The sequence below is a fragment of the uncultured Campylobacter sp. genome, from assembly GCF_905373215.1.
Taxonomy (GTDB): Bacteria; Campylobacterota; Campylobacteria; order Campylobacterales; family Campylobacteraceae; genus Campylobacter_B.
In genome coordinates this window covers 1-12,529 of the sequence record NZ_CAJPRT010000018.1, presented here as the reverse complement: position 1 = coordinate 12,529, position 12,529 = coordinate 1, and the positions used below count along the sequence as shown (strand labels likewise).

Genomic DNA, 12,529 nt, shown 5'->3' with positions numbered 1-12,529 from the left:
GACGGCAGCTATAAAGCAAAGCCCAATTCACGCTTATACCCGTATGTGCCGCTAATTTCCACTCGCATACGCAGATAAGGCACCCCGATCCTCAGGAGCGAACCGATCGTCCAAAATAGCGTCATCCTCGCCCGAAAGCACGCTCATCGCGCTGATACGAGAGATTAGCAGGCGATCCTCGGCGATGTCGGCGCGATCCGAGCCGATAGTAAGCGACGTAATCGCCGTGCGTCCGATGACCGCGCGTCCGCCATCCATCGTGCGAAGCCCCCAGATATCGTGCAGCACCGCAGGCTTGCCATCCACCTGCCCTACATAGAGCATCACGTGGCCGGGCATATACAGCAGGGTTTTATACGCTACGCCGTTTTTGCCGATGAGCTCGAGCTTTTCATCCGCGCTCATCCCCGCCAGCGAAAAACGCTCGCCGCGAGCCGATTGCGCCTTGGAATTTCGCGGCAGCCACAGCCCGAAATTCGCCAAAAAGTCTTTCGTCATAAGCGAGCAATCGCGAAGAAATTTATACCCGCCCCAGCCGTATTTCTGCCCGAGCAGGCTAGCGGCTACGATCTTTGAGTTTTGCTCATCAAGCAGCGCAGGCCAAAGTCTCGCATCCTCCGCGCTAACGAAATATCTCTTGCTGCCAAACTGGGTTAAAATTTCGCCGCCGAATACACTTCGTACGCCGAGCGTGCCGCCAAGATCGCGCTCACCGCTAAAATCATACGGCAGGATCGTGCCGGTGCGCGCCCTAAAAAGTTCCGCGCCGTTTTCGTCATAAACGGTGGCGTCCTCGCGCAGGATCGTTATAAATTTAGAATTTGCGTAGATATCCGCCTGCTGGGGACTGATGCGCTTTATCGCATCGCTTCTGATCCAGCTCCAGACGCCGTCGTTGCGCACGAACGCCCACGCGCCATCTCTGCTATAATGCGACAGCAGCAGCGGATAGCCCACGCTCACGGCGGAATTTGCGGCGTAATCAAACGGCTCGCCCTCCCCCGGCTCGCTCGGATCGCCGAAAATCGGCAAGTCGCTCGGGATATTTCGCAGCAGCGCATTTTTTACCGTTATAGCGGGCGCTGAAATTAGTCCGAATGCCTCTTCATTGGCGTTTGCACGAATGCTCTGATAGACCGCGTCGTCGTATATCCTGCCTGCGGCGTCAAAGTGGCGCCCCTTGGCGTAATTAAGCCCCCAAAACGTATCGATTCCCGCCTTCACGGGCGCATCGTCAAACCAAATTTTAAAATAGCGGCTCTTAAACGCTTTTCCGCTTATGTTTTGCACCGAAGCGGGAGCCGGTAGCCGCTCGCTGTTTTGAGCGTATTCGAGATCTAAAACCGCGGGATTTTCCGGGATAAATTTATGGACGGTTTTACCGCAACCTGCAAGGATTAAAGCCGCGAAGATGAGAGATACTAATCGTTTCAAACAAAATGCCTTTTAAAAAATTTTGGCTATAATTTTGCCAAAAAATAGGAAAAAACTTGATAAATTTCATCATCCAAAAGCTAAAAGATCGCAATATTTTCATCACGGGCGGCGCAGGCGTGGGCAAAAGCTACGTGATAAAAGAGCTCATCGAAAACTACCGCGCTCGCGGCAAGCTCGTCATCGTGCTCGGCAGCACCGGCATCAGCGCCGTAGAGATCGGCGGCGTGACCGTGCATAGCTTCTTCCGCTTCGGCATTTGCAAAAACCACGAGGAGCTAAAGGGCTTCGATCGCAAACAAAGCGGCAAGCTAAGCGAGCTACGAAAAATTTTAGCCCTCGCAGACCTCATCGTGATCGATGAAATTTCGATGATCGGCGCCGAGCTTTTCGAGATGATCTATCTTAGAATTTCAAGCTCTAAATTTAACGGGCGGCTGCTCGTTACGGGCGATTTTTATCAGCTTCCGCCGGTGCGCAAGGATGGAGAGAGCGCACTGCGCGCGAGCCTATTTAGCGACTCGGATTACGCCTTCGGCTCGTACGCGTGGAGGCAGTGCGAGTTTTTTTACGTCGAGATGATAGGCTCCAAGCGCACCGCAGATGCGGCGCTATACCGTCTGCTTTGCGAGCTGCGGCTCGGCACCCCAAGCGAGCAGACGGCGGAGCTGATGCGATCTTTGATCATCGATGCCACGCGAGCTGAGCCGAACGCTACGATAATCTCGGGCAGAAACGCCGAAGTAGATGCGATAAATAGCGCTAGACTAGCCAAGCTTAATGCGCCGCAAAGCAGCTTTGAGGGCGTTTATGAAGCGCTGCAAAGCGGCGTGAGCGAGCAAAAAATTCAAAAATGGATCGCCTCGCTAAATACGCCGCAAAGTCTGACGCTGAAAGAGGGCGCAAAGGTGCTATTTACCGCAAACAAAAGCGGCGAGTTTTTCAACGGCGAGCAAGGCGTCGTCGAAAAGATCGAAAAAAGTTCCTGCGGCGAGATCGAAAGCGTGGTCGTAAAAAAACCCTCGGGCATACTAAGCCGCGTGCAGCTGCAAACATACGAACTAAGCGAGATCGCCGCAAGCGGCGCGGATGCCGAGCAGATCGTGCTGGCGCGGTATTATCAGTTCCCGCTCAAGCTCGCATACGCCATCACGATCCACAAATCCCAAGGCATGAGCATTCCGCAGCTCATCTGCGACATCGACAGGATCTTTGCCAAAGGGCAGCTCTACGTGGCGCTTTCGCGTGCGACGAGCCTTGCGGGGCTTGGCGTGATATATACGCGCGCAGAGCCCCTGCTGCGGTATTTGCAGCGTAGCGCAAGCGCGGACGAGGCGGTGGTGAAATTTTATCAAGAGAATGAATTTTATAAAATTTCGGATCAAAAAATTTAAGGAAACGCATGCAACTAGACAGGGCGATAGCGCTAAGTAGAGCCAAACAAAAAAAGTGCATTTGCAAGGTAGTGATGATCTATGCCAAGATAGCATTTTTGTATCTGTTCCCATTTATCGTAATGTTTGCGATCGATGCGGTATTTAAAACAGACGATGATACGGATTACAAGATGATCGAAGTCTATCTTATCTACGCGGTGCTTTTGATTATTTATGTTGCTTGCATTTACGACGGCATTGCGGACGCTGCTTATGAATATAAACTATTTTACAAAAAAGTTTTGGTGCGCACGGCGATCTCACAGGCGTATCCGCAGCTTACTTATTCGCCAGGACGTGGCATAAGCGCGAAGGAATTCAGGCGAGCGGGAATCTTTGCAAACTCCGATTTTATCAGCGAAGATGAGATAAAAGGCGAATGGGATGGGGTAAAATTTAACTTCAGCGAGGCAATTAGAATCAAAAAGAACTACGATCTGGGCATAGACAATACTTATGTGAAGCTAGCTTCGCTTGCGATGAGCTTATATGATGCGTATATGGATTTTAACGGCAGCGTGCTGATATGCGAATTCGGCAAGAGATTTTACGCCAAAACCATCTTGGCGAGCCGCGAGCTAAATACAAAAATTTTAGGCGAGAAGGAGCTAATGGACAACGTCATTTTTAATAGCGAATTTCGCGTGTTTGCTGACGACAAGGTCGAAGCTCGCTATCTATTAACGCCCGCGCTGATGGAGCGACTAAACGAGCTAAAGCGATACTACCATAAATTTAGTATAAGCGCGGCGTTTATGGATAATAAATTTTACCTATTTCTAAACGGCGCGCCGAACCGCTTCGAAACAGAGCTATTTAGCATACCTCCAACTACCGGAACGACATATGCTCACCAATACGAACTGGCTGAAATTTTAGAATTAGTAAGCGAGCTGGGCCGCATAACCGGCGAGCTAGAAAGCAAAATTTAATCAGCCCGAATAGTTTAAATTTAACGGGCTAAATTTGACCGCCCTATTACAGCCCCGCTTCGGCTCTTAGCCGCGCGGCGTACATCTCGCGCAGGCGAGGTACGTATTTGCCGACCGCACCGCTGCCGATCGCTCTGCCGTCTGCTTTTACGATCGGCAGCACCATCAGCGTTGCCGCGCTGATGAAGGCCTCATCGGCTTCATAAACCTCGCTCATTCCAAACGCTCGCTGCTGCACGCTCAGCCCCGCTTGCTCGGCAAGACCCAAGATCACCTTGCGGCGGATGCCGGGCAGTATGTCGTTTGAAAGCGGCCGCGTGATCAGAACGTCATCTTTGATGATAAACGCGCTAGAGCTCGAACACTCAGTAACTAGCCCGTCCTCGATCAAAAAGCACTCATAAGCGCCCGCCTTATGGGCCTCGTGCTTTAAGATACACTGCGCAAGAAGCGAAATAGATTTTATGTCGCGCCTATGCCAGCGGATCTCGGGCAGGCTTACGATCTCGATCCCCTCTTTTGCGAGCGGATTATCAAAAATTTGCGTATGATACACAAAAGCAAAGACGCTGGGCTCGATGTCGCGAACGTAATCAAAATCGCGCATCGCGGCACCTCTTGTGATCTGAGTGTAGAAAGCGCCCTCGCTCACGCCGCCCTGCGCGATGAGCTCATATAAAATTTCCTCATATTTTTCGCGAGAATATGGAATTTTTAGCTCGATCTGCGTGGCGCTGCGCTCAAAGCGCTCCCAAAAATCCGCCCTGTCGCAAATTTTAGAATTTACCACGGGCGCTACTTCATAGATGCCGTCTCCAAGCACAAAACCGCGATCAAAAGGGCTTATCGCGGCCTCTTTGGCCTTGCAAAGCTTGCCGTTAATATAGACTATCTCGTCGCCGCTCATTCCGCTGATTTCAAACATAATCTCTCCTTGAAATTTCGCACCATTTTATCTTATAACAATTTAATTTAAGATATAATGCCGCAAAAATCGAAGGAACTCCGATGGATAAATCAAATTTTAAAGATAGGCTTTTAGAAATTATGTTTCATGTGTCGCATAAACCCGTGCTTTTCCGTGATCTGCTCGAAGCCAACGCCGAGTTTAACGACGGGATGCTCGTCGATCCTTCGAAGCTAAATTTTAAATTTAACTACGGCAAATCCTACGTGATCTTCGCCTGCTTCGCATTCGTCAGCGTTATGTTTTTGATAACGCTGACGCACGCGACGTTTGAAAAGATCAACTTTCACTTCTCCATTTTATTTACGATCATAGCGACGTCGGCGGTTTTTATCGGCTTTGATTGCTTTAAGGCGTGGGCTAGAAAGAAGCTTACCCACGAGCTCATCAAACGCGCATGGGCGAACCATTTCCTCTACTTTCCCTACGAAAAATACAGCCGCATAGTCGAAAACATCTACAACGAAGCGCTCAAAAACGACGTGCCTAGACGCGAGCTAGAACAATACGTGCTAAGCAAAATCGTAGAAGTTGGCGAAAAATAGTTTTAAAATACCATAAAATTCTATAACGCAAAAAAACATTACGATCCAAGCAAATTTTAAAATTTTATTGCGAAATATGCGGCACGTAGGCAAGACGTAAAATTCCAGCTCGAAAAGCAAGCAGGTATGATGGATGAATTCCAAATTAAAATTCTATGGCGATACCGCAAAAACTGCGCCGTAAATTACGATAGATAAATTTTAATTAAAGTCTATACTTTCCTGCGCGACATTTCGCTACGGCTAAATTTCACTTCATAAAATTTTATCTATCGCTTCTTAAATTCTAATCTCGTTCACTTACTACCGATTTAGCAATCCGTATTATGTAATTGAAGTTATGTTTAACTATTTTAGGGTAAAATCACACAATATCTAAGGGATAATATTAAATTTAAGAAAAGGATAGTTTATGAAGCTACTTTTTTGCATTATTTTTACGCTTTGCAGCAATGTTTTTGCGGGCAGTTTGGAGCAGATCAGATCTGCCGGAGTCGTTAAAATCGGTGTCCGTGATGGTAGGCCACCTTTCAGTGATGAAAAAAGTGGTAATTTCGAAGGCTTTGAAATCAACCTTGCAGATGCTATAGCTAAGAGCATATTCGGCGATAAGCGCGGTAGAGTCGAGTTTGTCCCTTTAAATGCCACCGATAGGATCTCTGCATTACAAAACGATAAGGTAGATTTTGCAGTCGCGACCATCACTATAACGCAAGATAGAAAAAGGCAAATCGACTTTTCTTATCCATATTTTTCGATGAGCTTGGGAGTTTTGACGCGTAAAAGCGATGGTATCAAAAGCATAGACGATCTTTCAAACAAAAAGGTCTTAGTAGAGGGTAGCGGTACTACGGCAGAAAATTTTTTGTATAAAAATAAAATCCACAATCTAATCCACTGCTCCATTACTACCGAATGCTACGATATGCTTAAACAAGGCAAAGCTGATGCGTACGTTAACGATAATCTCATCGTGCTAGCTTATTCCATTATCGACGACAATTTAGAAGTAGCAATCCAAAATCTAGGCAATCCAGAATTCTTAGGCATCGGGGTGCGCAAAGGCAATACCGAACTGCTTGATCTGATAAATAAAGAGCTTGTTACACTTAGCAAACAGGGCTTTTTCGAACGTTCTTATGATGAAACTTTCAAGCCATTTTATCAAGGCGCTGCAGATAAAAAATATTTCTTACTAGATGGGCTCTATGCCATATTTTAGGACGAAATTTAGCAGTTTTTTATCTAACGGCTTCGACTAAAACGTCATTTATGATAAGCGGATAATATGCGAAATCCAATTTTAAGGACATAAAATGAAACTACTTTTTATAGCGGCTCTATTTTGTGTGGCGCTTTTTGCCGATAGCCTAGATCAAATCAGACAAAACGGCGTCATTCGCATCGGAGTGCGCGACGATCATCCGCCGCTTTGCGAGTCTAGCGGCGGCAAATTTGAAGGATTTGAAATCGATCTTGCAAACGCTATCGCTAAAGAAATTTTTGGCAAAAAAGAGGGCAAAATCGAGTTCATCCCACTAAGCGTAAATGATAGAATTCCATTTTTAGAGGCAAATAAGCTTGATTTAGTTATCGGTCTATTTAGCATCACCAACGAACGAAAAAGAAAGATCGATTTCTCCCTCCCCTACCTCTCCGTAAATTTAGGCGTATTAACGCGCAAAGCCGACGCTTTTACCGATATCGCACAGCTTCATGATAAAAAGATCGTATTCGAAGGCGACGCGACGGTAGCCGAGAAATTTTTCAAAAACAAAGGATTTAAAAATTTAGGCCATTGCGCTTCGGCTAAGGAATGCTACGAAATGATTCGAAATGGCGATGCGGACGGCTATATAAACGACAATCTCATAGTGCTTGCATATTCCGTCATCGATGATACTTTGGAAGTGCCGTTTAAAAACCTAGGTCCTAGCGATTTCATCGGCATCGGCGTGCAGAAAGACAACAAGGAACTACTTGATTTCGTCAATACAGAGCTCATCAAGCTAAGCAAAGAGGGCTTTTTCAAAAAGGCCTACGAGCAGAGCTTTGATCCATTCTATCGCGGTACGGCAGATAAGAAGTATTTTCTGCTAGATGGAATTTATAATATGCTCTAAGAGCTTGCTTTAAATTTTTAAGTCCGGCTTTTAGAATTTTAATAAATAAAATTTCCTGCTTCGTTTGAAGGCGGAAAAGAGATTAAATTTAAGGATTTGCCATGAAATTGCTTCTTGCAATGTTGCTACCATTTATCGTTGCTTTCGCCGATAGTTTGGAACAGATCAGATCAAAAGGCGTCGTTCGCATTGGCGTTTACGACGGACAGCCTCCTTTTAGCGAGCTGAACGATGGAACTTTTGAGGGTTTTGAAGTTACGATGGCGCAGGCCATAGCAAATGATCTTTTCGGCGAAAAAGGCGGCAGAATCGAGCTTGTGCCGATGAAGGTCGAGGATAGAATTCCAGCTTTAGTAAACAACCGCGTAGATATCGTCATCGCTACGATTACCATTACGCCTGAACGCGCGCAGCAGATCGATTTTTCAACACCGTATTTTTCGGTAAATCTTGGGGTTTTAACCCGCAAAGCCGATAGAATAAAATCCTTAGCCGATCTACGGGAGAAGAGAATTTTACTCGAAAGCGGCGGTACGGGCGAGGCATTTTTTAAACAAGAAGGCTTTGGAAATTTTACATTTTGTAAGATCGCCAGGGAGTGCTACCGCATGCTAAAAGACGGCGACGTGGACGCCTACGCGACCGATAATCTCATCGCGATGGCATATCCGGTAGTCGATAGCGAGGTAGAAGTGCCGCTTAAAACTCTAGGTAAGCCCGATTTCATGGGTATTGGCGTGCAGAAGGGCAATAAAGAGCTACTGGATTTCGTCAATGCAGAGCTTATAAAGCTAAGCAAAGAAGGCTTTTTTGAAAAGGCATACGAGGGAACTTTTAATCCATTTTATCACGGCGCTGCGGATAAAAGATATTTCTTGCTAGATGGAATTTACAGCTTCTTGTAGGATTTGCGGCTCATTTTAAAATTTATCACGCAAGATTTATCGCGTAAATTTATCTCCTGCTTGCTATGCTTTAGCTCTTGCAGCGGAAATCACGTAAAATTTTATCGCCCAATCTTGCTCGTTTAAATTTTTCAAAAAAGCATTTTCGCGGGCGAAACGGCATTTATATAAAATTCCGCTCGTTTAAAAATTATCTTGCATAAATTCTACTGAGTTTTGCAGCGCGCAGACTTTTGTTTCGTCCTTTTAAAATTTACCCTGCATAAATTCTACTGCAGTTTGGAATTGCTAAAATAAATTTAGCTCAGATTTTTATTATTTCAAATTTTGCTCAAAATCTCTTTACTAGGATTTTTTTACCACTTGCAATCCACTCGAAATACCCCCCCCCTAAAAAAAGGTTAAATTTCACAGCCATGAATTTATTCTGTGCAAAGAGTAAATTTTTATTACTTAAAATTACAAACGCAGCCCCCTCTGTCAAAGACTAACCAGCGCTTCTTTAAAATTTCATATTGCAAACTGATCTATTTTTATGTATAATCGCAAACTTTACGAATTTCAAAGGATCAATATATGAAAAAATCCATCTGCTCCTCTATGCTTAGCCTCGCAGCGGTACTCGCACTAGCGCCCGCACAAGCACTTTGCAATGCAGATTCTAATCCGCCGCTTATCCATACCCATAATAACCTCTATTCGGCGGGATTTAGCGGCAACACTAGCGGCAGCGGAAGTACCAGCCCAAATGGCAATATTACGACGATTACGGGCGTTGTAAGCGGCGGGACGGACTACTCCAGCAGCGTGATTTACGGCGGAGGAAGCGGCGACGGGATTGCGGGCTTTACCGAGTTAAACTCCGCCTCCAACAATAGACTTACGATTAGAGGCGCAAACGCTTACGTGAGTATCGCAATAGGTGCTGAGGCCAAGGGTGTATCGGATAATTACGTGAGCTTGGAAAACGGCTCTAAGGTAAATTTAGTTGTAGGCGGGCAAGGCATAGCGGCGTCTAAAACAGGTAACGAAGGCGAAGCGACGCGAAATCAGGTTTTTGTAAAATACGGCGCCGAAATTACGGGAAATGCCGATAACTTCGGCGGTAGCTCAAATAGACATTATAATATCATCGGCGGCAGAAGCGGAGCGGACAAAAAAGCCTCCTCTAACACCATAACAATCGACGGAGGCACTATCGGCAACGGCTCCGTTACAAATGTAATCGTAGGCGGCATAGTAAGCGGCGGCGGCGATGCCGTATCAAATAGAATAACTATCAAAGGTGGCACATTTAGAGGGAGCTTCGATATATTCGGCGCGCAATCCTCCACAGGGCAAAGTAACTCTAATAGCGTCAATATAACGGCGCCTTATTACGGCGGCACAAGCACTATTACTTTAAGCGGTAGTGGTAGAATTTGGGGCGCAGCGGGCGGAAGCGGAAACTCTAGCGCAAACTCCGTATCCATAAGCGCAAAGCTAAAAGCGCAAAATTACCAAGTAGTAGGCGGTCAAGCAAATAGTGCTAGCGTAATGAGCGCAAATCGCGTGGAAATCAGCAACGACGATACAATCGTAGGCAGTGTCACGGGCTCTTTGGGCGGCGCCTCAAGCTCGCGAAGCGTAGTTGATCTTATAAAAGGCACCGTAAAAGGTGATGTCGCTGCAGCAGACGGTATCGCAGGCGAATCGGACGGGGATAGAGTTACTCTAGGAGCGTCAGACTCCAACAAAGGCGTACACATCGGAGGCAATGTCTATGGCGCACGTGCGGGAAGCGTCAAAAACGCAGTCGTTTATATCAATAAAGAAAGAACGACGATAGCAGGAGACGTCTATGCAGGCTACGCTACAAGCGGCAGCGTCGAGAATAGCAACGTAAATTTTAGAGGCGGCACGATAAGCGGTACAATCTACGGCAGCAATAAGCCTACGGATAAAACCAATACCTTGCATATCGAAAATTGGGTCGGCGGCGGCGTGAAAAAAGCCAAGGACATTAAAAATTTCGGCTCTATAAATTTTCACGATCTATATTCTACTACCGAAGCCGATGCGCCACTTACTCTAACCACTGGCGGCAATACGAATTTAAACGGCACAAAGATAGAGGGTATAAAATCAGATCTTGGCGAAGGAAAGTACTATCTGATCCACAACTCTGGCGGCGGCACGATCACCAGAGCCGCGCAAACCGTGCAAGATAATCAAATTTACACGATTACCGACAAAGATCACTATCAAATCACCGGCACCACGATCGAAGTCGAAAACAGTAAGAATTTAATCATGCAAAAGGGCATTCTAACTCGTTCTTGGATAGACCCCAATTTCGATCAAAGCGAGCTAATGCAAAATCAAAATTCCAATAGGGCTGCGGGCGCTACTGAGCTATTCGGCAATAAAGGAAACACCGTAATAGTAAAGGAGAATGCAGGCAATCTAGGCGGCAAAAACATAAGCTCGGGCAGAGACGACGCTACGGACGGAAGCAATAGCATCCACGATAACTACGCCAAGATCAAGGGCGGAAGCAACATAGGTGAGATCGACGGAGGATACTCAAATTCCGCTACCCCGCAAGAAATTTATAATAACCATGTAACTTTCGAAGCAAGCGGGATAGACGTTAAATACGTAAACGCTGCCAACGTCCATAATAGCGGCGGAGGCGGGGATGTCCACGATAATAGCGTAACTACGAATGCTACGATAATCCACAATAGCATTTACGGCGGCAATACTAGCAATGGAGAAGCCAAATCCAATATCGTAACTATAAACAACGGCAGCGTAGGAGCAATGGCGGTAGGCGGCAAGGGAAACAGCGCGATTTCCAACACTATCACTCTTAACTCGGTAAACGTAGGCGGAAGCGTATACGGCGGAAAGGCTAGCGGCACCGCCTCCTCCAACACTGTAAATTTAAACGGCAACACGCAAGTTGCTGGCAACGTCTACGCGGCGGAAGCCGCTAGCGGCAGCAACAACGTAGTAAATTTCAGAAGCGGTAGCGTAGCAGGCACGATATACGGCGTATCTAGTGCAAACGCTAGCAATTCGGGCAATAGCCTAAATATCCTATCTTCAAACTCCGGCAATGGCCTAAATGCAGGGAATTTTGCAAATTTCAATAAATTGGAATTTAACCTAGCCTCCCTTAGCGAGATAGAAAACGATGCTTCGTCTAGTACCAAAAGAGCTTTAAGCTTAACCAGCTCCGGCAATACCGACCTAAGCGGTACCGATATATTCGTAAACTCGGCAAGCGAATTTAACGCTTTAAACAATGCAAGCTATCCAGATGGCGACAATAAGAAATACACACTTGCCTATAAAAGCGGAGGCGGTAAATTTACCGGATATGATCCGCGCTTTAAAGACAAGGGCTACGTAACTCAGCTAAATAAAAACTATGTTATAAAAGATGCCAATACCTTTAGCAGAAATATAGGCGGTATGAATATAAGCGAGGATGAGCGGGAGCTTTATATTCAAAAGCTTATTAAGACTAACGAGAGCATAAATGGAGACTTTGATGCGGATGAGCTGCAGAAGTATCTTGGTGCCGGCGGTCTTAACGGAAATAACATAGATATAGGCAAAGCGGGAGAAGATAAGAATTTTAACGGTAGAAATATCCACGCAGCAGGCGCAAATAATACGTTAAATTTTATCAGCGGTCACAATGTAGGCGTAATAAGCGCAAGCGGCAGCGGTAACACCCTTAACATAGGAGCTAGCAATAGCTCTCCTGCGGCAGTAAATTCCTTAAGCGCTAAAAATATTAGCGGCTTTGACAGGCTAAATTTTTTCCTTCCTAGCTCCATTAGAGCAGGCGATAGCGTACTTACCCTAAGTGATCCTACGGCTAATACCGATCTAAGCAACGTAAGCAATATCACGGCTTATATCAGCGGAGTAAGCGGCCCGATTAATCCAAGCAGCGAGATTCATCTAATCAATAAGCAAGGAAGCGGCAGCCTTATAGCCCCTAACGCAGCCAATATGCATGCAACGCTAAATGTAGGAGTAAGTCTAAGCTATAACCCTAAAATTTATCAAAGCGGCAATTATCTAAATTTAGGATTTGATGCTTCCTCGGCTCCTAGCGCGCGCGTAAACTCTAATACCAAATCCTTCGCCGAAACCCGTGCCGCAAGCTTAGCTAGCTTAAAGAGCGG

At 46.1% G+C, this 12,529-nt stretch carries 9 protein-coding genes; 7 read left to right on the top strand and 2 right to left on the bottom strand.

Features of this window, described 5'->3' with window-relative positions; translation table 11 throughout:
• Window positions 1-51 precede the first annotated feature (51 nt).
• Complete coding sequence (locus tag QZ176_RS08200; protein WP_295152702.1) at window positions 52-1,434, bottom strand: SH3 domain-containing C40 family peptidase; 1,383 nt, start codon at window positions 1,432-1,434, stop codon at window positions 52-54.
• 56 nt (window positions 1,435-1,490) lie between these two features.
• Here QZ176_RS08200 and QZ176_RS08195 point away from each other — a divergent pair, with 56 nt between their 5' ends.
• Both QZ176_RS08195 and QZ176_RS08190 read left to right on the top strand, forming a co-directional pair.
• Window positions 1,491-2,828, top strand: a complete 1,338-nt coding sequence (locus QZ176_RS08195) for an AAA family ATPase (RefSeq protein ID WP_295152700.1) — start codon at window positions 1,491-1,493, stop codon at window positions 2,826-2,828.
• A gap of 8 nt (window positions 2,829-2,836) precedes the next feature.
• Window positions 2,837-3,802: a DUF3137 domain-containing protein gene (locus tag QZ176_RS08190; protein ID WP_295152698.1), complete on the top strand. Its 966-nt coding sequence runs from the start codon at window positions 2,837-2,839 to the stop codon at window positions 3,800-3,802.
• 46 nt (window positions 3,803-3,848) lie between these two features.
• Here the strand turns inward: QZ176_RS08190 and QZ176_RS08185 are convergent, their stop codons facing one another.
• Window positions 3,849-4,727, bottom strand: coding sequence for an aminotransferase class IV (locus QZ176_RS08185; protein WP_295152696.1), 879 nt, complete (start codon window positions 4,725-4,727; stop codon window positions 3,849-3,851).
• An 83-nt stretch (window positions 4,728-4,810) separates the two neighbouring features.
• Between QZ176_RS08185 and QZ176_RS08180 the strand changes: the two genes are divergently transcribed.
• The 5 genes from QZ176_RS08180 to QZ176_RS08160 all read left to right on the top strand — a co-directional run.
• Window positions 4,811-5,314, top strand: coding sequence for a hypothetical protein (locus QZ176_RS08180; protein ID WP_295152694.1), 504 nt, complete (start codon window positions 4,811-4,813; stop codon window positions 5,312-5,314).
• A 412-nt stretch (window positions 5,315-5,726) separates the two neighbouring features.
• A complete protein-coding gene (locus tag QZ176_RS08175; RefSeq protein WP_295152692.1) occupies window positions 5,727-6,536 on the top strand; it encodes a transporter substrate-binding domain-containing protein in 810 nt (269 codons plus the stop codon).
• A gap of 94 nt (window positions 6,537-6,630) precedes the next feature.
• A complete protein-coding gene (locus QZ176_RS08170) occupies window positions 6,631-7,437 on the top strand; it encodes a transporter substrate-binding domain-containing protein (protein WP_295152690.1) in 807 nt (268 codons plus the stop codon).
• Window positions 7,438-7,538: 101 nt separating this feature from the next.
• Window positions 7,539-8,342, top strand: coding sequence for a transporter substrate-binding domain-containing protein (locus tag QZ176_RS08165; protein WP_005870746.1), 804 nt, complete (start codon window positions 7,539-7,541; stop codon window positions 8,340-8,342).
• 576 nt (window positions 8,343-8,918) lie between these two features.
• On the top strand, window positions 8,919-12,529 hold a 3,611-nt coding region (locus tag QZ176_RS08160; RefSeq protein ID WP_295152688.1), incomplete at its 3' end, for a hypothetical protein.